Origin of the sequence: Clostridium sp. UBA2485, from assembly GCF_002341865.1 — a bacterium.
Taxonomy (GTDB): Bacteria; Bacillota; Clostridia; order Clostridiales; family Clostridiaceae; genus Clostridium_J.
In genome coordinates this window covers 26688-53120 of record NZ_DDOV01000027.1, presented here as the reverse complement: position 1 = coordinate 53120, position 26433 = coordinate 26688, and the positions used below count along the sequence as shown (strand labels likewise).

Below are 26433 nucleotides of genomic sequence, written 5' to 3'. Positions count from 1 at the left end.
TTCCCCAGAGGTGGAAAACTAGTAATTGTGTTGCTAGTTAAAAATCCATTAAAGAAATTATTTTGATCAAAAATAATTTCAACCTTAATTGTGTATTAAAATGTCATAGAGATATACGTTAAGTTTTAAGGTAGTTTATCTATAGACGTGCTACTTCTAAATTAAATCTATACATTTATATAATTGTATTATTGAATTATTTGAATTTCTACCTTATACAATTGAGTGGGAATAGTAGCGGGATAGGCATAAGCCCTTTATTTCCAAGAGCTTGGGGCTCTTTTCCTATTTTCGTTGCACTTTTTATAGATTCTTTTCTTTTGTATGATATAAGTAAGCAGAGATTTCATAAAGCCATAGGGGTTCTTTCCATCAAAGGTCTTTTAGCACATAAATCACGTAAAACCAATGAGGATGCCTGCATACTTTAAAAATGCACCCTCAATGAATGATAGTGGTGGTACCGCAAAACATTATCACGAAAAACAGAGAGACCACAAACCATGTCATTTGGGTAAAAGTAATTGGGAAGGGTAGTTGTAAATCAGTGATGACATAAATGACTTTTTCTACTGACCAGATACTGGTGTAACTTTTTATTTTTTTCATATCATTGTCCTTTCTTTGTAAAATGAAAAAGAGCAACCTGTTTGTTAGATAAGTTACTCTTTAGAAATATCATATATTTAATTTTTATTTCGTAAGATTCGTTCTCCACTCTTTGGTTGGAGACAGATAATAAATCATGCGTTCTTCAATCAAATCGGCAAGTTTTGCTTCATACTCTTCTCTATAAGGTTTTGGTAATTCTTCCTTTAACCAACTTTCTTTTGTACCTTTCCAAATCTCATAGAGAGTAAGTTCATTTGAATTGTCTACATCATCAGAAAGAATGGCACTTATAAAAGCAGGTTCATGTTCCATTCTATCCATATTTGCAGATAGCAACTCTCGAAACTCTTCTTTTTTTCCTTCCTTGATTGTAAAGCGTATATAAAGGATGATGGTTTCTTTTGCATTACTCATAGTAAATCCTCCTATTTTTATTTCCATAGATTCATCACCAGTCTATCATGTATGAGAGACATAATACAATAATATTGATTTTTTCAGTGTTTGCCTTTTAATCATTTGAGGAAAACACTAACAAATGGACAATCAACCGACATACTCATCATATTATAAATTAATTTTTTACGTTAATCCCTTATAACTAATTTCTACCTTTATTTCTATTTAAAATAATCTATAAGTAAATACTAAAAGCCTTTATTGATTTTAAAGCCGTCTGCTTCTATTGGAAGATATATTACTTTTTTATTTTTTTCTACTTTATCAAAAAATACAACCCAATATGGTCTAAATATGCTATCTATTTTTATTATTTTAATTTCAGGTATTTTGCCCATAAATTTATGAGTTATTCTCATAGTCATTTTTATAGCTTTTGAACGAATCTTTGTATCATCCTTATCAGAATACTGTACTATGTCTTCATCTACATCTTGTGATGTTATAGATATAGGAACAACATCTTGAGCTATACTACCTGATCCAGTTGATCCATTTATAAGTACTTTTAATATATTAGCCTTATTATCTTTATTTTGTTGTATTTCTATAGTTACCAATTTAAATTCTATATAATGTAGTCTAACTTCATGTACTTTTTTATACTTTAAAAATATTCTACTTAAAACCGATCCTTTACCATTTTTAGCTATTTCTATAGCTTCCTCTTCTGTAACTTTTATAGGTAAAGCATTTATTTTCATATTATTCACCTTCTTTTGGAAATTATCTCTGTTTTATCATTTTATATATTTGATATAAGTAATCCAAAAATACAATGGTAACTGCAACCATAACTCCAAAAGGTATTAATTTACCTACTATAAAATCATTCTTTGTAAGGATACCATAAAATATGAAACTTGCTATTACAAAATAAAGTAATACTAAAAAACCATCTATACCAAACCATTTTATTTCTAAATCTTTTTTAACTTTAGACACTAGTTTAGACATGCTTAACTCTCCTTTACTATATTATCTTAAATTACTTGAAAGCTTCTACAAGCCTCTATATATTTTCATTATTATTTTGATTTAAATCTTTTCCTATTCTATTTCCTATATTCCAAGCAATAAAAGAAAGAGGAATTGCTATTACAAGTGGTTCAAGTTGAAATTTCTGTACTGGAAATATTTTAAAGTATCCAAAGGTAAATCCACCAACAAGCATACCTAATATTCCACCTAAAGCTGTCCTTTTTCCATTTCCCAAAAGTGCTCCTACTATGGGTACAAAAGCAGATCCCATCCATATACTTCCCACAAATATACAGGCATCATATACATTTTCAAATTTGAAGGCAATACTTAATCCCATTACTGCCGCTACTACAATTCCTATCCTAGTTAATTTAACTAACTGTTTTTGTGATAATTCTTTTTTTGTTATTCTGCCATATATGTCATTAGCTAATGTAGCTCCTGCTGCAAGATAATAGCTATCTAATGTAGAAATTATAGAGCCTAATATTCCAATTATAAAGATTAGTCTTACTCCTTTTGGTAGCGTATTTAAAACTAAAGTTATATATCCAGCAGCTGGTGGCATTTCTGGGTAAGTAGCTCTAACTATAAGTCCTGTGATCACAAGCACCATATCAAAACATATCCATAATGAAAAACAGGTTAATAATGCCCTTCTCCCAACTTTAGGAGAATCAGCCGCTGAAAATCTTTGGTAAAAAGTTGGATCTGAATAAGCTCCAAAAGAATATACTATGAGCATTAAGGCTTTCATCATAGACATTCCTCTTGTTGGGTGCATAAGATTAGGTGCATTTTTTAAAGCTTCTGTAAGTCCTGCAAATCCACCTATTTGTTTAAATTGTCCTGGCATAACCATGGTTAATCCAAATACCATACAAAAAAATAATATCATGTCAGTTATAGCTACTCCCATAAATCCACCAAGTACAGTTAAAATAACAACCACTAAAACAAGTATAAAACCTATTGTTTCTTTATCTATGCCCCATGCAACTTCCCCTATTGTACCCAGTGCAGTTATTTCTCCAAGCTGTGCGCAGTATACAAACATCAGTATTGCTCCTAATATAGCTACATATTTTCCATAAAAGCTTTCTAATAAATCTGGCACTGTTATATCTGTTCTTATATGAATTCTTGGTCCAACCCATAATGCTAGTGGCATTCTACCTATATGAGCCGCTATAGACCAAACTGCCCATGCAGATAATCCATATATAGCTGCATATTCTACACTTCCAACAGTTCCTACTCCACCATACCAAGATGCAACTAATGTACCAACTATTAGAGACCATGGCAAACTACGATTCCCTAAATAGTAACTTTCCATATTTTTTATATTTCTAGAAAAATAGTATGCCACTGCTATTAATAAAAGAGCAAAAACTACTATGATTCCATTTTCCCATAATGTTAGCATAATTATCCTCCGTAATTTTAAGTATAAAGACTATCTTTTATATTATTATAATTGTAAATTGGAATAACTCTACCCATCTTTTTTAGAAGATAAGTAGAGCTCTATTCTCATTGCATTTAAAGTCTAATGTATTTAATAATAGTATGTATAAATTGTTTCTTAAGCTATTTCTTTATTCAATATTTCCAATTTCTTTTCTTTCTCATTTATTTTAACTAATGTATAAGTTGCAAATACGCCTATTATGGCACATATTACTGAAAGCATGAATATGTAAGTATATCCTCTTTGTCCATATGTATCTAACCAATTTCCAGCAAGAGTATAATAGAACGCATCTGGGGAAAACCCTATGAATGATGCAAATCCAACTACTGCTCCTGTAGTTTCTAATGGAATGTTAGATTCAGAAACTGAAGCAAAGTATATACCTCTAAAACCAAATAATATTATGCTTAATATTATCATATTTATAACTGCTATCCATATGAAGCTTTGATTCTTAGGTATTATTAAATAAGCTGCAGTACTTACGGCCATCAATATAAATCCTATAAACATGACTTTTATAGATGATCCAACCCTATCAGTTATGATTCCAGCAGCAGGAGATGCCCCCATTTTTATAACATAAGTTCTTATTATAGATATAGTAGAAACTAGTGCCATTGGCATTACATATATTTCTGATAAATAAGGACTCAAATAAGTTAAACTTGAAAATACTAAATAAGTTGAAAATATGATAATTCCTATTAACCAAGCTTTAGGCATAGTAACAACCTTTATCACTCCTTTAAAGCTCACATTATCACTTGAGGTTTCTTCTTCTTTCTTTTCTTCAAGTAGTATTACTAGTAATATTCCACATATTATAGAAGCTATTGAGTATAGCCAAACAACATATTTAAATCCAATAGTTATCTCCGTGAATTTACCGAACAAATATAATCCTATAAAAGATATTAAAGTCCCTGATATTCCTGACAGTCCTTCATAAAACCCAAATATTCTCCCTTGTTCTGATTCACTACCTTGCATTCTTACAACTTTTACTGAAGCTGAAAAAAAGGTCATTATGGTTGTTACACCCCATAATATAAAAGTTAAAAGTAAGCCATTATAGGATGGGAATGTAGCAAAGTAAAACCCTATCCCACCTGAAGACACCAAAGAAAAACATAATAACTTTTTAACTGAAAATTTGTCTGCAAGCCATCCTCCTACAAAGTAGGATATCATTCCTATTAGTCCGTATAAACTTAGTAAATTACCTATTTGAGTATGTGATAAATTTAATGCCTGTTGCATTGGATCATAAAATGATGATTTCATATAAGGCAGACTATACATTGCTGTAGTTCCAAATGCTAATATAAATATTATAAGAAACCTTTTAAAATTTTTCTTCTTTTCCATCTTCTCATTTCTCCTTATGTTTTTTATGCATCCTCTTAATTCATAAGTTGTTAAGAGTCTATATAGAATTCTTAGTTAGAAATTCAATTTATACAATATTTTAATTTCTATAGCAAAAACTATTTCTTCATGAACTAAAAATTAAGAATACGAATTATAATTAAAAATGCACTATCAAAGCCTTCAGAGTTTTTTAGAATAAATTTTATTTTAGGGAATTTATTAAAGGTGAATTTCATATTAAATTCGTATTCTCAACTATTAATTCTTAATTTTCAAGGGACTAAAATGTTTTTATATAAAATTTATTTTCTAAAGTAAATTTTAAGCTTTCATATAAGATTTATATTTTAATAATGTCGAAAGTTTACACTTAACATAATGAAATTATTTTATTTTTTCTATAGCTTGCTTAAAATCATTTACTATATCTATTGCAGATTCTAGTCCTATAGCTATTCTTATAAGGTTTTCACCATTCATTTGAACTAATGTATGCTCTTCTCCTAAGCTAGTAGCTATTGTGCATAGTTCTAGTCCATTAATCAATTTTCTACTTGCCTCATCTCTAGTTAAACCATTTATTCCATCTTTTAATTTAAAGGACACAATACCTCCACCCATTCCATTCATCTGCTTTTGACATAATTCATAGTGTGGATGAGATTTTAATGCTGGATATTTTACTATTTCAACCTTTTCTTCTGTACTTAAAAATTTAGATACAACTAAAGCATTTTCACAATGTTTTTTCATTCTCATATCTAAGGTTTTCATGCCTCTTAGTATCATCCATGCATTCATAGGTGGCAGTGATGCACCTGTAAAACATGGCAATCCTGGCCATCTAACTAAATCTATTAATTCTCTTGAGCCTATTACTACTCCACCTAAGGTATCTCCATGTCCATTTATATACTTAGTTAAACTATGAACAACTAAGTCAGCTCCTAAATCTATAGGTTTTTGTAATATTGGACTAGCAAATGTGCTATCTACAATAACTATACTTTTGTTATCATGAGCAATTTCCGATATAGTCTTTATGTCAACTAAGTCTAAAGATGGATTTAAAGGACTTTCTATATAAACTAGTTTTGTATTTGATTTTAATGCTGACTTTATATTTTCTGGATCAACAGCATCTACAAAAGTAACTTCAACGCCAAATTTTCCTAACAATTCATTCATAAATAATTTAGTGTGTGAAAATATTCCATCAGAGCTTACTATATGATCTCCACTTTTTATTAAGGCTAATATTGTAGATGTTATAGCTCCCATACCTGATGTGCTAACTATAGCACTGTCTCCATTTTCTAACATAGCTAATTTAAGTTCTAATTCAGTTAATGTAGGATTGCACTCTCTCGTATATACATAGCCAAAACTTCTACACAATTCTTCAAAATCTTCTATGGTTTTTGCTGCAAATGTGGCAGTTTGATATATAGGAGTAGCTAACGCTCCTGTCGCTGGATCTGGCCTATGCCCCCAATGAATTATTTTAGTTTCTAAGTCATAACTTAAATTGTTACTCACTTTAAATTCCTCCTACTTTAAATATTTTAATGATGATATTGTTTTCAAGCCATATAATTCTATACTTTTCTTGTCGCATAATAATATTTTTCTTATTTTTTGCAATTTTCTATATTTATGATTATAAAGTCTATAGTAACTATAGAGTCAATATTTTTTATTTTTTTTATATTTAGTAATTTAAGCATAAAAAAATACCGATATTCATCGGTATTTTATACTAAACATCTTAAATCTATCTCTCTTTTTTTCACTAATATTTGTACTTCTGTAAGAAATTCTTTTTCATTATTTGTAGATAAAGGATCAATTATTGGTATTTCATAGATATAATCTTCTATTGGTATACGCTTATATTCTACGTAATCTATAAGCTTTTTAAAGTGTTTATAATTGTCAGTGTACCGTCCTTTATAAGTCATACATATAAATTCACCTGATGGAATTTCTGTAATATGTTTTTGTGCTTCACTATTAAAAAGATCCTTCTCCACAGTAACAAAACTATTTTCATAAATAACTTCTTCATTTTCTATTACTTTTTTCATGGATACTAATCCACTTACTCCACCATAAAAAACAGAAATATTTTCTTCTAAAATATTTGCAATCTGACGTCTTGTCAATTCTATTGTGTCTTTTATACTTAAGCCTTCTTCATACTCCATAGATAAAATACTTCTTTTTTGCATATACTTTCTATTTATTTTTCCTACTTCATCTACCTTCAAACCTTTTTCTATAGTTTCTTTCTTAGTTTGAAGCACTTTCTTAATTAGCTCTAATTCTTTAATTTTATCATTTACCATATCAATTTTATTACTTAATAGATTCAATATCTCTTCATTGTTTTTTTCTAATTTACTTTTTATTTCTTTTAGTGGAATACCTAAATATTTTAAATACTTAATAATATCTAATTGTGAAAATTGATCTATTGAATAATATCTATAACTACTTTCTTTATCTACGTACACTGGCTTAAATAAGTCTATTTGATCATAATACCTAAGAGTTTGTATACTTATTTTATGGAGCTTTGACATTTCTCCAATAGAAAAATACTTGCTCATATAATTTGCACTCCTAAATCATCTTATAGATTATTTTCTTTATTCTCCTTAATTTTTTCAGATAACTCATTGAGATAAGTCCATCTTTCCATTAAATACTCCAACTCTTCTTCAATCTTACTTTGCTTTTCTAGTAGTTCTTGAAGTAATACAAAATCACTTCCTGCATTACTTATATTTTCCTCAACTTCATTTAATTCATTTTCTTTCTCTTCAACTTTTTCATCGATCTCTTCATACTCTTTCATTTCTTTATAAGAAAACTTTAACGGTTTTTCTTTTTTAGATTCTTTATTTTTGATTTCTTTACTTTTATTTATACTTTCATCTTTTTTTTCATTGGTTAAGTAAAGTTCACTATATTCCTTATAATCACTATAATTACCTGTAATTTCTAATATTTTTCCATTACCTTCAAAAGTAAAAATTTTATTAGCAATTTTATCTAAAAAGTATCTATCATGGGATATAGTAATTACTGAACCATTAAATTCTTCAAGATACTCTTCCAATATAGTAAGGGTATCTATATCTAAATCATTAGTAGGCTCATCTAAGAACAATACATTAGGACTCTCCATCAATATTCTAAGTAAATACAACCTTCTTTTCTCTCCACCAGATAGCTTTGATATAGGGGTATATTGCATTGCACCTTCAAACATAAATCTTTCTAGCATTTGAGAAGCAGAAATTGCAATTCCATCCTTTGTGGTTATAAATTCTGCTATTTCCTTTATATAATCAATAACTCTAAGTTCGTCATTCATCTCACCATTTTCTTGAGTAAAATAGCCAAGTTTTACAGTGTCACCAAATTCAATCACTCCACTTTCTACTTCTAATCTACCACTTAATATATTTAAAAGTGTAGACTTCCCTACTCCATTTGGTCCTATTATTCCTATTCTATCTTCTTTTGTTGCAATATAACTAAAATCCTTAATTAACTGTTTTTCTCCAAAGGATTTATAAATATTCTCTACATTAATTATTTTTTTGCCAAGTCTACTGCTACCTGTAGATATGTCTATTTTATTATCCTTTATTTCAACTTTGCTATTTTTAATTTCTTCAAATCTTTCCAATCTAGCTTTTTGTTTAGTACTTCTAGCCTTAGCTCCTCTTTTTACCCATGATAGTTCTTTTCTATATAAGTTTTGTCTTTTTCTTTCTAAGCTTTGCATAAGTTCAATTCTTTCAAGTTTCTTCTCTATAAAAGTTGAATAGTTTCCTAGATATCCGTAGATGTTCCCATTATCAATTTCAATTATTTTATTAGCAACTCTATCTAAGAAATATCTATCATGAGTAATCATCAACAATGCGGATTTTCTATTTCTAAGTTCGTTTTCTAACCATTCTATAATGTTATTATCCATATGATTAGTAGGCTCATCTAAAATTAATAAATCACAAGGAGATATTAGCGAAGAAGCTAATGCTACTCTCTTCCTTTGTCCTCCAGATAGGACTTTCATCTTATCATTAAAATTATTTATACCTAATTTTGTTAATATTCTTTTTGCTTCACTTTCTAACTGCCATCCATTTAAAGCATCCATTTTACTTTGAAGAGACATTAAGCTTTTTTGAAGAGTAGTATTGTCACCATCTAATGAAAGTTTGTGAAGTATACTTTCATATTCTCTTAACATTTTCATAACTTCTGAAGATCCTTTAAAAATCTGTTCCAATACAGTATCTTCTGCTTCATAGATAACTTCTTGAGGTAAGTATTCTATTCTAAGTCCATTCATTTTTATAATATCACCACTATCAGAAGTCTCCATTCCTGCAATTATTTTTAAAAGAGTAGATTTCCCTGCTCCATTTACACCTATTACCCCTATCTTGTCTTCATCAGTAATAGTCAATTTTATATTTTCTAATAGTGTTTTATCACTATAGCTTTTACATATATTTTCTAAAGTTATTAAATTCATAAAACTCCATCCTTTTAGTTAATTTTCATAAAATTGTTTTATATATATAATTAAATCTTTATATAAACTCAAATTTTATCTTGGTTCTATATAATTATACAGAAATACTATAACAATTTCACTATTAATTAATATTAGGTGTCTGAAATAGAATAACTAGTAAAAAATTCTGAGGATATTTTTCAATATACAAATGGAACGACTTAATATAGATAAATCCCCTAAGAAGTTAGCATACAGCTAATATGGCTACAACCTTGAATATTCCAATTCATAATTTACAATTATGGTTGAAATTGATTCTTTGTGAATTAATAAAATATATCACAATACTTATTAGTTATTTTTTTAGACATATTTAAATATAATATAATATCAAATAAAAGGAGGAACTTTATGGCAAACAAATCGAAGAAAGCTACAGATAAGTCAAATAGTAAAAAGAAATCAGACACTAAAAAGAATAAAGATAAAAAGAAATAGTAAAAAGTCGTGATTTCTAATCACGACTTTTTACTAGAACTCCTATCTTTTATCTGAATACCATAAAAATCTAAATTTAAGCTGCCATATCTTTTCTTTTATTATTACTACAAAGTAAATTTCCTGTAGCCTTATTTATAGATGCTACTAAAGGTAAGGTAATAAAGCCGTCGGCAATATGATGTAATACACCACCAATACCTACTACAATTAATGCTTTATATAAATCAAAACCAAAAGGCATTACAACTAAAGCTTCTAAGAATCCATGCAGTGGTGCAGTTATAAAAATGGTCTTAGTAAAACTTACATTTTTAAGTATTAATTTTCCTCCTACAAATCCTACTATTATGTGCATTGCTGCTCTAGCTGCAATTACTGGATCAGGAAATGCAAATAAGAATCCGATTGCAGATCCAATACCAACGACTGCTGCCTCAAAAGGTCCTAAAAACATAGATAAAAACATTGGTACGTGTGATGCCAAAGTTGCAGAAAATGGTGGTATATATATTCTCAAAGTTGAACCAAAGACTAACGGTATGATTATAGATATAGCCATCAATAATGCTGATATTACCATTTTTTTAATATTCATTTTCATAATAATCTCCCCCATTTATATATAGATATACTACTTTCAAATTTAATCTATGCATTCATATAATTGTGTTATTAGATTATTTGTATTCACAACTTTAATTAATGGAGAATTGANNGTTGCAGAAAATGGTGGTATATTAATTCTTAAAAATCCAAATTGTATAGGTATTATTATTGAAAAGGCTATAAATATCGAAGTAAGCACCATTTTCTCTAATTTATTATCCATAAGTATTTCCCCCTTAAATATTACTAGTGTATATACACTAGTATATATTGTTCCTTTTCATTTGTAAATACATAAATAAAAATATCTATAAAATTAAGAAGAGAATAAATACACTCTAATTCACAGCATATTTATTCTCTATTTAGAATTTAAATATTAACTAACTATTTTTTTGAAAATGGCTTAATAAACTTATCTTTTATATTAAATTTTTTTATTATAAATCTAAATAAGAACACTATTAATCCTATTACAACTATATATGGAATAGATGCAGCAATATAAATAATAGAATTTTTCATTAAATATCCAACATCTTTTATAGAATTTATAAAAGAATTGATCATTTTTTCAAATATACTTCCTTTTACATCAATTTCATTCTTAATTTGTTCAACTTCTTCTACATTGATATATACTGTTGAATATTCTATTAAATTATCTAAATTCTTTAAATAACCTTCTACTGATTCAATATCATATCTAACTTTAGAAAGTTCTGATTCTACTGCAATTATATCAGTAACATTCTTGCTTTCTTTAAGGATTTCTAATAATCTTTCTTCTTTTACTTTTAAAACCTTAAGTCTAGCTTCATTATCAACATATGTCAAAGTTACGTCTTCACCATGCTGACCTTCTTGAGTTACATGAGCTATAGATTTTAATTTAGTAAGGTACTTCTCTAAATCTTTGCTTGGAATTCTTGCTGTTATATTACCATTTCTATTATAAGTATTTCCCTTATTGTCTATCCCATTACCATTCATATAAGAGTTCTGTATAAATCCTTTAAATTCATCTATACTTTTATTAATTGATTCAATAGATTTTTCAAACTCAGTAGTTTGTAACGTAATATCTACATTTCTTATTATTTTTTTAGATGAAGAATTAATAAGTTTATTTTCTTCCACTTTATTTTCTTTTACTTTGCTGTCTTCCATTAACTTGTTATTTTGCTCACTATCGTTTATTGCATAGTCTTTAGCAGAACTTTCACATTGGAAACTCTCTTCTACTACTTCTGATTTTTTATCAGTCCCACAGCCAATAAATGCAAATAAGCTAATAAATATAGCTAAAAAAATACTTAGAAAATTTCTTATAGGATTTCTCATAAAATTCACCTTCCACAATTTATTTAGGTTTCTCAAATAAGATAACTAATCAAAAATAATAGAATATTTAAAGTAATGATTTCCAATGACCTAGCATAGTACAAAATAGACTATTATGCTGACTAGTTGTTTATTTATTGATTCCTTATATACTATACGAAAATTTTTAATTCATAGTTATGTTCAAGCTTTAAAATTAATCTCTAAATTTATATATTCTTTAAATTTTAACTATGTAAAGAATATATAAATTTGAAAGTAAAAAACTAGCAAATTACTTGCTAGTTTTTTATTTAAGAGTTTAATCTTATAGTCTTCAAAATTAATTTGAAATTTATGAAAATATCATTTAAAAACTCTTTCATTAAAAAAATGATTTATTAAATTAATTGAAACTTTTTTTCTATATCTAGCTGTAGATCTAGCATCATCTATAGGCATGATAATCTCTTTATATCGTTCTATTATTTCTTCTAATTTTGCCTTTGCTTCCAATTTGCTTAAGCTAATAAATGAACACTCTAAATCTCTATCATTTACAATAGTTGGAGACACTGCTCCCAATGCTATTCTTATATCTTTTACTATGTCATCTTCAATTTTATAAAATCCTATAAATGAAACTTTAGCTAGTGCTGTAGATTTTCTAGTACCTACTTTGTGATAATAATAATCAGTAAAATTATAATTCTCTAGAATGATTTCCTTTAATATCTCATTATTTTTTAATATTGTTTTTCCTGGTCCAACTATCAATTCTTTTATAGGGATTTTCTTTTCTCCATTACTATTAGCTATAACTACTTTACTCCCTAATGCATATAGTGGAGGTAAAATATCTCCCGCTGGAGAGCCATTACAAATGTTTCCTCCAATAGTTGCAATATTCCTAGTTCCAATTGACGCCATTTCTTTTATAATCTCTTTAAGATATTGAGGAATCATATTATTTATTTCTAATTCCCCTAATTTGCAACAACTCCCAATAACTAAATCATTATCTTCTAATCTTACTTCTTTTAATTCCGGTAAATGACTTATAAACAATACTTGTTCTTCAAAATTAGGTATCAACCCAGACCATCGCTTCTTTCTAACCATAAGGTCTGTTCCACCTGCTAATATAATACATTCTTCCCTATTCAATATGTCTAATGCTTCTTCTAGAGTATTGGGCCTATAACAATTTACCATAATCCCTCACCTCTTTTAGATGCCAATTTCACTGCCTCTACTATCATGTTATATCCAGTACATCTACATAAATTTCCTGATATACCTCTTCTTATATCCTCTTCCTTAGGATTAGGATTATTAGTTAAAAGTGCTTCAGCTGCCATTATCATTCCAGGTGTACAAAAACCACATTGTACTGCTCCTGCATCCTCAAAAGCTTGTCGTAAAATTTCAAATCGATTAGTTAATTTTAATCCTTCTATAGTTAAAACTTCCATGTTTTCTAAAATACCAATAGGTACTAGACAGGAATTTACTAATCTTTTATTTATTATAACTGAACAAGCTCCACATTCACCTTGTCCACACCCTTCTTTAATTCCAGTTATATTAAATTCTTCTCTTAACACATCAATTAATCTTTTTACTGGATTACATTCTAAAATAATTTCCTTATTATCCAATACAAAACTTACTTTATTCACTGTCCATCACCTCCATTAGGTACTCTGGATTAACTGGTATTTTATTTATATCTTTTCCTATAGCATTTTTAACTGCTAAAGCATAAGCCACAGGTGCATCTACAAAAGTTAATTCTCCTGCACTTTTAGCTCCAAAAGGTCCATTATCATATAGATTATTTATAAGCTCACTTTTAATATTTGAAAAATCTAAAGCTGTAGGTATAACATAATCCGTATTAGTTCTTTGAATAAGTTTACCATTCTTACATTCCATAACTTCAATAGAACTATGTCCTAATCCTTGAATAATTCCTCCATCTATTTGACCTTTAATTATTTTTTCATCAATTGCAATTCCAACATCATATACTGCATATATCTCTTTAACATCCACTTCATAAGTAATGGGATTAACTTGTACCTCTACAACATTAGCACCCCATGAATACTCATTGTAGGCATCTCCCTGAAAAGTTTCATCATTCCAATAAAATCCTTCAGGGAACTTATATCTAGTAGTAATCTCAGTTTCTTTACTATCTTCCCATTTCTCTTTTAATTCCTTGGATGCTTCCTGCAATAGCTTTCCTACAACCATTATAGTTCTAGAAGCAACGGTAGGTCCTGAATCTGGTACTCTATCTGTATCAGGATTAATAATAATCACTGTTTCGATTGGGATATCTAATTCCGAAGCCACAATTTTTCTTAAAGTGGTGTGAATACCTTGACCCATTTCCACGTTAGAAATAAGTATTTCCACAGTATTATCTATATATTTTTTAAGTTTAACCACTGCCTTTATATGGTCTCTCTCCCCACTTCCTGTAAATCCTCCTCCATGAAAAAACAATGATAATCCTATGCCTCTATAGTTATTAATTAGTTTAAACTCTTTAACTTTCTTACTATAATTACTAAGTTCTTCAATTTTTTTAATTAAATCATTTAATGGTACATATCCTCTAAAAATTCCTCCAGTTGAAGATAAATCTCCTTGATGAAGTAGGTTCATTTTTTTAAATTCTAAAGTATCAATGCCTAATTCATTAGCCATACAATCAATATGCATTTCTAATGCAAATATGCTTTGAGGTGCTCCGAATCCTCTAAAACCTCCATTTGGAACTGTATTTGTAGCTAATGCCTTTCCTTTTACTCTTACATTTGGAATATTATATGCTCCTGTAATTGCAAACATAGCTCTTTGAAGCACTATGTTTGAAAGTCCTGAATAAGCGCCGCCATTTAAAGTTATATCTGCATCCATTCCTATAATTTTATTATTTTCATCTACTAAAGTAGTTAATTTAATTTTTGATGGATGTCTTTTAGTTGAACATTCTATATCTTCATCTCTTTCAAAAATAAGTGTTACAGGCTTTTTGGTTTTCATAGTAGCAGCCACTACTTGACCACCTATTAATGAAGGATATTCTTCTTTACCTCCAAAAGCTCCTCCAGTTATAGATTGAATTATTTGAACCTTATCTTCAGCTAATCCCATAGCCTCAATTACTGCATTTTTCACAAAATAAGGACACTGCATTGATCCAATAACAGTAACTTTATGAGTTTCTTCATCATAAGTGGCAGCAATACCTTGAGTTTCTAAATATATATGCTCTTGATATCCAGTTTTATATTCTCTGCTAAACACCCTGTGTGATGAACTATAAGCCTTATCTATAACTCCTTTTTCATAGAAATAATTTGCAAAACAATTATCATCTTTATATATAGGAATTTTCTCTTTACTGTTCTCACTTTCTTCTATAGTAAAAATAGGTTCAATTTCCTCATATTCAATTTCTATTTTATTGATAATATCTAATATTTTCTCTTTATCTTCACCAACTATAAGAGCTATTGGCTCTCCTATATAATTAACTATCTCCTCAGCAAAAAAAGGCATATCATAAAACATTATTTTCACTCTATTTTTTCCAATTATATCATTTTTATCAACTATAAAATATTCTTCTGGCATTACTGGATATGTTATATTTACTATTTTTGCTCTTGCTTTAGTTGATCTTAAGGTTTTTGCATATAAAGAATTTTCTAATTTAATATCCGATATATATTTAGCCTCACCACTTATTTTCTCTTTTGCATCAAATCTATTTATTGGAGTGCTTATACATTTACCCAAAATTACACCTCCGCAACACTCTATGTTAAAGTTCTTAAACTTTTAAATTTTTCTAGTATCCTATTATAATCCTCAATGATATCAATATTACTTAATCCTAATTCATTACAAATTCCCTCTTTTAAAGCTTAATATATCCCCTCCTCTAGCATCATGATTAATAATAGTTTTAACACCATTTTTTATACTAACTAATTCAAAAATTAAAATACTACAAAAACACTCTTCTTTTGTAAGTTTACTATCTAATTTCTACCACAATTGTTCTAATATTTCCTTAATATTTTTATTTATTAAAAACTCTAGGCGAATTTTTATTATCTTATTTTCAAATAATATATATGATTTCTTTCTAAAACTTTCAAAATCATATAATGTAGAGTTTATGATTGGCTTTCATCTAAAATACTCCTTGATAATTTTATAAAATTAGCTATAAAAAGTTGAAATTTAAAACATTACTATTAAATGAAATTTTAAAAGTTAAAATTAGATTGTTGACACCCTTCTTATATATTTTAATTTAAATTTCATAATTATATTACATTTATGATAAATTTTGGATTTAATTAACAATTTTTATTAATGTCTTATAAATTTAATATTTATTTCATATTCTAGTTTACTTTAAAAAATAATGTTCTTAATTTTAATTATGTTAACTAATTTTGTGAGATTCACATAATCTATCACTTTTTTAATTAATGTAATTAACTTTTAAATATTAAGAGCTAGTTTGAAATACATGTTTTTTACGTAAAATAAAATGGTTCTTCTTAAAATTATAGAAGAACCATTTTATTTACTTATATTAAGTTATATGGTCATTTTTACAAACTTTTCAAGACTTTTAGCATCTGGATTATTATTAATAATTCTATGTTTCCTTAATTTATTTCTATTACTTATATATAAAAAATTACGCTTAAATTTTTATGTTAACTTATCAACTTCTTTTTTTATTCTATTTAGAGCTTCTTCAATAATTTTTTTAGAACATGCTATATTCATTCTCATAAAATATTTTCCTTCTTGTCCAAATATACTTCCTTCATCAAGACCTACTCTGCATTTTCTAACAAAAAATTCTTTAATTTCTTTTTCATCCATGTTTAAATTAGAACAGTCTAGCCAAATTATAAAAGTTCCCTGTGGCTTTATAACTTTTATTTTTGGTATATAATTTTCAATAAAATCTATTACATAATTTAAACTTTCTTCTAAATATATCATTAATTGAGATAACCAATCATCACAGCGATAGTATGCTGCTTTTAAAGCTTCTGTACCAAAAACATTTGCACCAGATACAGTATTATTTTCTAAAGTAATTTTAAATCTTTTTCTTAATTCTTTATTTGGAATAATAATATTAGAAACTTGTAATCCTGCAATATTAAACGTTTTGCTTGGAGCAGTGCAAATAATAGAATTTTGTGCAAAAGTTTCACTAATTGAAGCAATTACTGTGTGATTGTATCCACTGTATATTAAGTCAAAATGTATATCGTCAGATATTATAATTATATTATTATCTATACATATTTCACCTAAAGTTTTTAACTCTTCTAAAGTCCAAACTCTTCCTATAGGATTATGAGGATTACATAAAAATAACAGCTTAGTTCTTGGAGTTATTTTTCTTTTTAAATCATCAAAATCCATGGTATAATTATTATCTTCATACTTTAATGGATTATTAACAATAGTTCTCCCATTAAATTTAATTACTTTTGAAAATGGTGCATATACCGGCGTTTGTATTATTATTTCATCTCCTTGAGAGGAAAATGCTTGAACTGCATAATTTAATGCTGGAACAACACCTGGAGTAAAGCATATCCATTCTTTCTTTATGTTCCAATTATGCTTATCTTTCATCCAATAAACTATAGCTTCATAATAACTATCTTCAAACTTGGTATATCCTAATATAGGATGCTTTGCTCTGTGTTTTATAGCTTCAATTATAGGTTCAGCTACTGGGAAATCCATATCTGCAACCCACATAGGAATTAAATCTTCCACTCCAAATCGTTCTTTTAACCCATCAAATTTAACACATCCTGTATTTTTTCTATCTATACTTTCATCAAAATTATAAATCACGCCATCCCCTCCTTTGTATTTTACATAAATTATATCATAGATGCTTTTGAAGTTTTAAGTTATTATATAAAAATTTGTTTTATCATCTCAAAAAAAACTTTACATTTTAATTATTCATAATATATAATATTTTTAAATTAATTTTCATAATATTTTAAATCTTCCATCATAATATATTACATATTCTAAATTCTTTACGTAATGAAATATGCTATTTTTAGAGATTTCACATTTTATTGTTAAAAAAATAACATTAAATTATAAGGAGGTTTTTTAATTGTGCTGTTGTTATGAAAAAGATGAAAAATTTTTAGAGTTAGAAACATTTATAGAATCCCTTCCTAATAAAAAAGGTGCACTTATAGAAGTTTTGCACAAAGCACAAAGTATATTTGGATATTTATCTGAAGAAGTTCAACTTTTTGTTTCTAAAAAACTGGACATTCCTGCTTCTAAAGTCTTTGGGGTAGTTACATTTTATTCATTTTTTAAAACTCAGCCTCAGGGAGAGTATGTCATAAATGTATGCTTAGGTACTGCTTGTTTTGTTAGAGGTGCTGGTGAAGTTCTAAAGGAGTTTGAAAATCAGTTGGGTATAGCTTCTGGTAAGACTACAGAAGATATGAAATTCACTTTGGGCTCTTTAAGATGTGTTGGAGCTTGTGGCCTTGCACCTGTAGTATCTGTTAATAATAAAGTTTATGGTCATGTAACAGTGGACAAGGTTTCACAAATCCTTAGGGAATATACTAATTAGGAGGCGGTATCTTGAATAAAATGGCTTCATTTGAAGAACTAAAAAAAATTCATAATGATAACAAAAATTTATTAAATATAAGAAAATCTACTGGTTGTGACAATTATAATTATAGTGAAGCTCAATATAGAAAGGTTATATTAATTTGTGGTGGAACTGGCTGTAAATCTGCTGAAAGCGACCTAATTAAAGAAAATCTAATTAAAGAAATTGAAGATTTTGGTCTTTCAAAAGAAATCTTTGTAACTACAACTGGCTGTTTTGGATTTTGTGAAAAAGGTCCTATAGTAAAAATTACTCCTGATGATGTCTTTTATGTTCATGTTTCTCCAAAAGATACTAGAGAAATTGTAGAATCCCATTTAGTTAATGGTGAGATTATAGAAAGATTATTATATGAGGAGCCTACCATAAGTAAAAAAGTTAAAACACAGGATGAAATGACATTTTATAAAAAGCAAGTAAGAATTGCTTTAAGGAATTGTGGATTAATAGATCCTGAAAATATACAAGAATATATTGCTGAAAATGGATATCTTGCTCTTGGAATATCTTTAACAGAACTAGGTCAAGATGGGGTTATAAATATAATTAACGATTCTGGTCTACGCGGTAGAGGTGGTGGTGGCTTCCCTACCGGTAAAAAATGGCATATGGCTAAAAGTTATAAATCTGATGAAAAATATATAATTTGTAATGCAGATGAAGGTGATCCTGGAGCATTTATGGATCGTTCTATATTAGAAGGTGATCCTCATAGTGTTATAGAAGCAATGGCAATTGCTGGCTATGCAATTGGAGCTTCTATTGGCTGTGTTTATATAAGAGCTGAATACCCTCTTGCTATAAGTAGATTGGAAATTGCAATTAAGCAAGCAAGAGAATTAGGATTACTAGGAAAAAACATTTTAAATACTGGTTTTAATTTTGACATACAAATTAAATATGGTGCTGGTGCCTTTGTATGCGGTGAAGAAACTGCATTAATTCACTCTATTGAAGGTGAAAGAGGAGAACCTACAAATAAACCTCCCTTTCCAGCAGAATCAGGATTATGGTGTAAACCAACCTGTGTTAATAATGTAGAAACTCTTGCTTCTATACCTGTAATTATAAACAAAGGTGCTGATTGGTATAATCAAATTGGTACAGCTACCTCTAAAGGTACTAAGGTTTTTGCACTAGCAGGTAAAATAAATAATGTTGGGTTAGTTGAAGTACCAATGGGTACAACATTGAAGGAAATAATATATGACATTGGCGGAGGGATTAAAAATAACCGCAAGTTTAAAGCAGTACAAACTGGTGGTCCGTCTGGTGGATGCATTCCTGCCCAATATCTTAATACTCCTATAGCTTACGAATCTTTAAATTCTATTGGCTCAATGATGGGCTCTGGTGGAATGATAGTTATGGATGAAGATAATTGTATGGTTGATATAGCCAAATTTTATCTTGAATTCACAAGAGAAGAATCCTGTGGTAAATGTACTCCTTGTAGAATTGGAACTACTCGCTTATTAGAAATGTTAGATAGAATTTCTAAAGGAAAAGGTGATGCTCAAACTCTTGAAAGATTAAAGGAACTTTCAGAGATTATTAAAGATACCTCATTATGCGGTCTTGGGCAAACTGCCCCTAATCCTATATTAAGCACTATGAAATATTTTATGAATGAGTATGAAGCTCATGTATTTGATAAAACTTGTCCTTCAGGAGTTTGCAAGGATTTACTTAAATATGTAATTACAGATAAATGTATAGGATGTACTAAATGCGCAAGACAATGTCCAGTGAATTGTATTACTGGTAAAGTTAAGCTTCGCCATAGCATAAATCAAGAAAAATGCATAAAGTGTGGTAACTGTAAGATAAGTTGTCCAGTTGATGCTATTATACTTAAATAATATAGAAAAGGGGTATAAAAATGAGTTTGATTTCACTTAAAGTAAACGATATAGATGTATCTATTCAAGAAGGTTCAACAGTGCTCGATGCTGCTAAAAAACTTAATATAAATATACCAAATTTATGTTATTTAAAATTGCATGATGATAAAACTAAAAATCAGCCTGCTTCCTGTAGAGTTTGCGTAGTTGAAATAGAAGGAAGAAGAAATCTTGCACCAGCTTGTTCTACAATAGTTCAAAATGGTATGGTAGTAAAAACTAATACTGCTAGAGCAATTGCTTCTCGTAGAGCAGTAGTGGAATTATTGCTTTCAGATCATCCACAAAATTGCTTGCTTTGTCATAAAAGCATGCATTGTGAACTTCAAAAGTTGGCTGCTGATTTAGGTATAAGGGAAATACCCTACTTTGGCGAAATGTCTACTTATCCACTAGATACATCCAGTAATTCAATTGTTAGAGATTTAGATAAATGTATATTGTGTAGAAGATGCACCACTATGTGTGATGTAGTTCAAACTGTAGGGGTATTGAGTGCTGTAGAAAGAGGATTTCAAACTGTTATTTCTCCTGCTTTTGGTGAACCTATGACAGAGACAAGCTGTACTTTCTGCGGCCAATGCGTTTCTGTTTGTCCAACCGGTGCGCTGACTGAAGTAGATAACACTTCAAAGGTTTGGAGAGCAATAAATCAAAAGGATAAGATTGTAGTTGTTCAAACGGCACCAGCAATACGGGCAGCACTAGGAGAAGAATTTGGTATAGATGATGATAACCCTGTTACAGGAAAAATGGTTTCAGCGCTAAGAAAAATTGGTTTTGATTATGTGTTTGATACTAATTTTGGTGCAGACCTTACTATCATGGAAGAAGCTGCTGAATTTATTCATAGATTTGAAAATAGCGGAAAACTTCCTATGTTAACAAGTTGTTGCCCTGGATGGGTTTCATTTTTTGAACATCAATTCCATGATTTACTAGACGTACCTTCAACCTGTAAATCTCCTCAACAAATGTGGGGAGCTATTGCTAAAACCTATTGGGCTGAGAAGATGAATATTGATCCTAAAAACTTAGTAGTTGTTTCAGTAATGCCTTGTCTTGCCAAAAAATATGAAGCTTCAAGACCAGAAATGTCTAGAAATGGAATTCCAGATGTTGATATTGTTATTAGTACAAGGGAACTAGCAAAAATGATAAGAGAAGCTGGGATTAACTTAACTTCTTTAGATGAAGATATCTTTGATAATCCATTAGGCGAATCTACTGGCGCTGGTACAATCTTTGGTGCTAGCGGTGGAGTTATGGAGGCTGCATTACGTACAGCATATGAATGGATTACTAAAGAGGAACTTTTAAATTTAGATTTTACTTCTGTTAGAGGTTTAGATGGTGTTAAAGAAGCTACTATAAAAATTAAAGATATCTATGTTAATGTAGCTATTGCAAGTGGTCTTGGGAATGCAAGAAACTTGCTTGAAAAAATTAAAAATGGCACTGCTAATTATCATTTAATTGAAATAATGGCATGCCCTGGCGGCTGTATTAATGGAGGTGGCCAGCCTTATTCTAAAGACGATACTTCTATTCTTGAAAAACGCAGAGCTGCATTATATAAAGAAGATAAAAATAAATCGATAAGAAAATCTCATGAGAATCCATATATCATAAAACTTTATGATGAGTTTTTAGGAGAGCCTTATAATAAAAAATCTCATGAACTTCTTCACACTCATTATAGTAAAAAATAATAGTTAAATTTACGGAAATTTTATTAAAGACTAACAATTTTTATTGTTAGTCTTTAATAAAGTCCTATATAAGCATACAATGCGAAAACTTAATATATACTCTGGAAAATAAATTTTCTATAAAAACAGCTTTAATCCTTAGAAATTAAGGATTAATAATGAAGAATGAAGAATTTGGGAAAAAATTCACTAAAGGTGAATTTCTTAAAATAAAATTTGTTTTTAAAAAACTCCAAAGGCTTTAGTCGTGGAGTTTTAACCATAATTCTTCATCTTTCATTCTTAATTTTTCATTCATAGAAAAGAACTTTTGTCGTGGGAATTAAAATCATGCATAAGTTAAATTTTCATTGTGGAACCCTATATAGGGTTCCAAACTCGAAATTTAATTTATACTAGGAAATTTCTAGCATAAGCTAGCGAATGAATTTCATAAGGATTATCATTAAGTTCGTCAAAAATCATTTTAATATCTGAAGCTAATTCATAAATAGATTTTCTAGCAGATGGTTTAAACAACTTAGCTTTTAAATGATTCCAAACATTCTCTTGTGGATTCATATCAGGAGAATACTTTGGTAGAAATATAATAGAAAGATTATCTTTGTTATCATAATAAAAGCTTTCCATTAATAAACTTTTATGAATTTTAGCGTTATCCATAAATATTACAACTTTTTTATCATCATTAATTTTCAACAGATATTCAATATGAGATTTTATTTCTTTTGATGTTATTGATTGTTGGGAAGAATATATATCGTTAACTGTATGAAATTCATTTAAAATTGAAGTAGAGCCTATAATATTGATTCCTTTATGTGAACCATTCTTTTCAAGAATAGGGGGATGTCCTACCATACTCCATAAAGAACGATTATTTGACTCTACACTAACAGAAGTTTCATCTAATGCGTAAACAACTACATCAGATGAAGATTCTAAAGTATCTAGTGTCTCTGAGATTTTTTTTAAAAGCTTCTTGCTCATCTTTGTCATTTTTAGTAGGTTTAGCTTGTGCTCTTTTGTAAGATAAGTTATTAGCTATTAGAGTTCTTCTAATGGTTTCATAAGAAACTTGTATTCCGAAAGTTTTATTAATATATAGAGCTAAAAGTTCACAAGTCCAGGCGTTACTAGTGAACTCAAAGTCTATAGGCGTTTTGTTGATAGTTACATAAATAAGATTATCAACAATCTTAGGTTCAAGTTTACTCATAGATCCACCGCGATGATCTTTTATAGCTTTTATACCATGAATATTCCAATTTTTAATATGTCCAACTATAGTTGGAACACTTAAACCTGTATTTTTAATAATTTCATTATTGGAATGACCATAATATCTCATAGTAATAATAGTTAATACTAACCTAGCATACTTAGACTCTGTTGTGTTTTTCAAATTAATTAAATCTTCAATTTTATATCCATGTAATGAATTTACTTCTAGTGATTTTCTTCCCATAATCTAAACTCCTTTCCACGTACATTTAGTATTTGAAAAGGAATTTAAATTATTCTGTATAACTTAATTTTTCACTGTGAAACCCTATAATATAAATTAATTATATATTAGTCTACATTACAATTTAAAGGGTTCTATAACTCTATCCAACATGTCATTTAATTTTGCTATTGCTAATCCAAAATTAGTTATAGATACATTAACATTATTACAACAGTTTATTCTTGACATAAATTGAGCTCTATTAAACATACAAGAACCGCAGTGTATAACCAATTTATATTGTGATAAATCTTTTGGGAAATCACTTCCACTTACATTATGAATTTCTATTCCTTTAATCTTGCTGCTTAAAAGTTTAGGAATCTTTTCTCTTGCAATATCCCCTTTTAAGCTATGATGACTACAAGCCTCTGAAATTAATACTTTATCTCCACTTTTAAGCTTATCTATAGTCTTTGCTCCATCTACCAAAGTCTTCAAGTCTCCTTTTTGCCTTGCCATCAAAATAGAAAAAGAAGTCAATGGCACATCCCTAGGTATTAATTCATTAACAATTTTAAATACCTGAGAATCTACCACAACTAAATCAGGCTTATTATTTAAAAGCTTTAGAGCATCCTCTACCTCATCTAAAGTAACTATCATAGGAATACCATGATGATCCAATATATCTCTTAAAGTTTGTACCTGTGGGAGTATTAATCTCCCTTTTGGAGCTTGAATATCCTGTGGAGCCACTAATAATACTTTACTCTTGGGTTTAATAATATCCCCTAATATTAATAAGTCGTTTTCTGTTTTAGAAATTATTTTTACTAATTCCTCTTTTAGCTGATTTAAATTGTCCTTTGTAATGGCATTAATTTCTATAATTTTAATATCAAATATATTAGATAGATTATGTTTATCTATAGAATTTATATTCTTTATATTTATAGCACCAACCACAGGAATGTTTTTCTCTTTTAATAAATTGTACCAATGCCTTTCAATTTCAAAACCCTTAAAACTTTCATCATCAAAAAGTAGTATAGCTACATCAGTTTTTAATAAAACTTCTTTAGTTTTTTCAATACGAAGATTTCCAATATCCCCTTCATCATCAATACCTGCAGTATCAATGAAAACCACTGGACCTATTGGATGAAACTCTATAGCTTTATATACTGGATCTGTAGTAGTACCTTTTACTTCGGAAACCAAAGATGTATTTTGGTTAGTTAATCCATTTATAAGAGTAGATTTTCCTACATTTCTCCTTCCAAATACAGATATATGAACTCTATTTGAATTTGGTGTTTGCAACATAATATAAACTCCTTTATCTTAGAATCTTAAATCTCTTTCTCCATTTTCAATTCTATTGAGTTTTTCAATGACAGAAGCTTTAACAGCTTCATTTTTAATTTCGCCTAATTCTTTTTCTATTATATTTTCACCCAAAACTTTTGTTTTTTCTCTACCATAATCTATAATAAATTCTTTTAAAGTTAGTAATGCATTAGGTTGGCACACATTATTTATTTCACCTGATTTTGCTAATGCCATAAATCTATCACCAGTTCGTCCTTCTCTATAACAAGCAGTACAATAACTAGGAATATATCCACTTTCACATAAACTTTCTATAATTTCTATTGGAGATCTATTATCTCCTAGCTCAAATTGTGGTTTGCCTTTTTGATGTTGATATCCACCTACTCCTGTACAAGAACCACTACTTACTTGTGAAACTCCTAGTGCAATTACTTCATCTCTAAAATCTGCTTCTTCTCTAGTAGAGAGTATAATTCCAGCATAAGGCACTGATAACCTTAATACCGCTACTATTCTTTTAAATGCATCATCATTTACTAAATGTGGATAGTTGTCCAAGCTTACATTTTCTGCCGCTTTTATCCTTGGAACAGAAACAGTGTGAGGACCAACTCCAGTATCTTTCTCTAAACTTTCTGCATGCATTAACATTGCAATAGTTTCATACTTGTAATCATATAATCCATATAATACTCCTAATCCTATATCATCTATTCCTGCTTCTCTAGCTCTATGCATTGCAGTAGTATGATAGTCATAATTACACTTAGGACCATTAAGATGGAATTCCTCATAGCTTTTTTTATGATAAGTCTCTTGGAATAATATATATGTTCCTATATCTGCTTCTTTTAGCCTTTTATAGTTTTCTACAGTAGTTGCCGCTATATTTATATTTATTCTTCTAATAGATCCATTATCAAATTTTAATGAATATATATTTTCTATACATTGAAGCACATATTCAATTGGTAAATTAACAGGATCTTCGCCTGCCTCTAATGCAATTCTTTTATGTCCTAAAGACTCTAAAATTCTTACTTCTTCTTTTAATTCTTCCATTGTTAATTTTTTTCTAGTAAAGTCTTTATTTGAAGCTTTATAGCCACAATATTTGCAATTGTTAACGCAATAATTACCTACATAAAGTGGCGCAAATATTACAATTCTTTTTCCATATATTTTTTCCTTAACTTCTCTTGCCAATTTAAATATTTTATTTAATATTTTCTCATCTTCTACACTTAAAAGTACTGCTGCCTCCTTATAACTAAGTCCTTTTCCTTCTTTAGCCTTATTTAATAATTTTTCAATAAAATTTATATCTTTTGATTTTTCTAATCCATAATTAATACTTTCTAAAATTTCATCATGAATTATAAAATCTCCCCCTCTATATCTCTCCATATATTTCCTCCTA

General features: G+C 28.7%; 21 protein-coding genes and 1 pseudogene. 3 read left to right on the top strand and 19 right to left on the bottom strand.

Translation table 11 applies throughout. The features are described from left to right. Positions 1 to 305: 305 nt before the first annotated feature. The 15 genes and pseudogenes from B3603_RS03640 to B3603_RS03570 all read right to left on the bottom strand — a co-directional run. Positions 306 to 609 (bottom strand): annotated as a pseudogene (locus B3603_RS03640) (conjugal transfer protein); the annotation flags it as partial. 84 nt (positions 610 to 693) lie between these two features. Continuing rightward, complete coding sequence (locus B3603_RS03635) at positions 694 to 1026, bottom strand: putative quinol monooxygenase (protein ID WP_291560860.1); 333 nt, start codon at positions 1024 to 1026, stop codon at positions 694 to 696. A gap of 233 nt (positions 1027 to 1259) precedes the next feature. Further along, a complete protein-coding gene (locus B3603_RS03630; protein ID WP_291560858.1) occupies positions 1260 to 1775 on the bottom strand; it encodes a hypothetical protein in 516 nt (171 codons plus the stop codon). A 22-nt stretch (positions 1776 to 1797) separates the two neighbouring features. Then, positions 1798 to 2028 (bottom strand): hypothetical protein, encoded by a 231-nt coding sequence (locus B3603_RS03625; RefSeq protein WP_291560856.1) that lies wholly within the window; start codon positions 2026 to 2028, stop codon positions 1798 to 1800. 55 nt (positions 2029 to 2083) lie between these two features. Next, positions 2084 to 3484, bottom strand: a complete 1401-nt coding sequence (locus B3603_RS03620; protein WP_291560854.1) for a sodium:solute symporter family protein — start codon at positions 3482 to 3484, stop codon at positions 2084 to 2086. 159 nt (positions 3485 to 3643) lie between these two features. Further along, a complete protein-coding gene (locus B3603_RS03615; protein ID WP_291560852.1) occupies positions 3644 to 4903 on the bottom strand; it encodes an MFS transporter in 1260 nt (419 codons plus the stop codon). A 387-nt stretch (positions 4904 to 5290) separates the two neighbouring features. Beyond that, positions 5291 to 6445, bottom strand: coding sequence for a trans-sulfuration enzyme family protein (locus B3603_RS03610; RefSeq protein ID WP_291560850.1), 1155 nt, complete (start codon positions 6443 to 6445; stop codon positions 5291 to 5293). Between the two features lie 215 nt (positions 6446 to 6660). Further along, positions 6661 to 7518 (bottom strand): MerR family transcriptional regulator, encoded by an 858-nt coding sequence (locus tag B3603_RS03605; protein ID WP_291560849.1) that lies wholly within the window; start codon positions 7516 to 7518, stop codon positions 6661 to 6663. 23 nt (positions 7519 to 7541) lie between these two features. Next, positions 7542 to 9464 (bottom strand): ABC-F family ATP-binding cassette domain-containing protein, encoded by a 1923-nt coding sequence (locus tag B3603_RS03600; RefSeq protein ID WP_291560847.1) that lies wholly within the window; start codon positions 9462 to 9464, stop codon positions 7542 to 7544. A gap of 559 nt (positions 9465 to 10023) precedes the next feature. Beyond that, positions 10024 to 10551: an ECF transporter S component gene (locus tag B3603_RS03595; RefSeq protein WP_291560844.1), complete on the bottom strand. Its 528-nt coding sequence runs from the start codon at positions 10549 to 10551 to the stop codon at positions 10024 to 10026. Positions 10552 to 10943: 392 nt separating this feature from the next. Continuing rightward, on the bottom strand, positions 10944 to 11900 hold the full coding sequence (locus B3603_RS03590) for a DUF4349 domain-containing protein (RefSeq protein WP_291560842.1): 957 nt from the start codon (positions 11898 to 11900) through the stop codon (positions 10944 to 10946). A 345-nt stretch (positions 11901 to 12245) separates the two neighbouring features. After that, a complete protein-coding gene (locus B3603_RS03585; RefSeq protein WP_291560839.1) occupies positions 12246 to 13094 on the bottom strand; it encodes an FAD binding domain-containing protein in 849 nt (282 codons plus the stop codon). Further along, positions 13088 to 13561: a (2Fe-2S)-binding protein gene (locus B3603_RS03580; protein ID WP_291560837.1), complete on the bottom strand. Its 474-nt coding sequence runs from the start codon at positions 13559 to 13561 to the stop codon at positions 13088 to 13090. The genes B3603_RS03585 and B3603_RS03580 overlap by 7 nt, the downstream gene beginning before the upstream one ends. Then, positions 13554 to 15701 carry a xanthine dehydrogenase family protein molybdopterin-binding subunit gene (locus B3603_RS03575; protein WP_291560864.1) on the bottom strand — a complete coding sequence of 716 codons (2148 nt, stop codon included), beginning with the start codon at positions 15699 to 15701 and terminating at the stop codon, positions 13554 to 13556. The genes B3603_RS03580 and B3603_RS03575 overlap by 8 nt, the downstream gene beginning before the upstream one ends. A gap of 930 nt (positions 15702 to 16631) precedes the next feature. Next, complete coding sequence (locus B3603_RS03570; RefSeq protein ID WP_291560834.1) at positions 16632 to 17807, bottom strand: MalY/PatB family protein; 1176 nt, start codon at positions 17805 to 17807, stop codon at positions 16632 to 16634. Between the two features lie 277 nt (positions 17808 to 18084). On the opposite strand from B3603_RS03570, the gene B3603_RS03565 reads away from it, so the two are divergent. Genes B3603_RS03565 through B3603_RS03555 form a run of 3 tightly spaced genes read left to right on the top strand, consistent with a single transcriptional unit; the run spans position 18085 to position 22225 of the window. Then, a complete protein-coding gene (locus B3603_RS03565) occupies positions 18085 to 18564 on the top strand; it encodes a complex I 24 kDa subunit family protein (RefSeq protein WP_291560832.1) in 480 nt (159 codons plus the stop codon). An 11-nt stretch (positions 18565 to 18575) separates the two neighbouring features. Next, positions 18576 to 20471, top strand: coding sequence for an NADH-quinone oxidoreductase subunit NuoF (locus B3603_RS03560; RefSeq protein ID WP_291560830.1), 1896 nt, complete (start codon positions 18576 to 18578; stop codon positions 20469 to 20471). Between the two features lie 20 nt (positions 20472 to 20491). Next, positions 20492 to 22225, top strand: a complete 1734-nt coding sequence (locus B3603_RS03555) for an NADH-dependent [FeFe] hydrogenase, group A6 (RefSeq protein ID WP_291560827.1) — start codon at positions 20492 to 20494, stop codon at positions 22223 to 22225. 390 nt (positions 22226 to 22615) lie between these two features. Here the strand turns inward: B3603_RS03555 and B3603_RS03550 are convergent, their stop codons facing one another. The 4 genes from B3603_RS03550 to hydG form a co-directional block, all read right to left on the bottom strand. Continuing rightward, complete coding sequence (locus tag B3603_RS03550; RefSeq protein ID WP_291560825.1) at positions 22616 to 23224, bottom strand: IS630 family transposase; 609 nt, start codon at positions 23222 to 23224, stop codon at positions 22616 to 22618. Next, positions 23154 to 23693, bottom strand: coding sequence for a helix-turn-helix domain-containing protein (locus tag B3603_RS03545; protein WP_291560822.1), 540 nt, complete (start codon positions 23691 to 23693; stop codon positions 23154 to 23156). Before B3603_RS03545 ends, B3603_RS03550 begins: the two co-directional genes overlap by 71 nt. A 117-nt stretch (positions 23694 to 23810) precedes the next feature. Continuing rightward, a complete protein-coding gene (gene hydF, locus B3603_RS03540) occupies positions 23811 to 25004 on the bottom strand; it encodes a [FeFe] hydrogenase H-cluster maturation GTPase HydF (protein ID WP_291560820.1) in 1194 nt (397 codons plus the stop codon). A gap of 18 nt (positions 25005 to 25022) precedes the next feature. Next, complete coding sequence (gene hydG / locus B3603_RS03535) at positions 25023 to 26420, bottom strand: [FeFe] hydrogenase H-cluster radical SAM maturase HydG (RefSeq protein WP_291560818.1); 1398 nt, start codon at positions 26418 to 26420, stop codon at positions 25023 to 25025. Between the last annotated feature and the right edge of the window lie 13 nt (positions 26421 to 26433).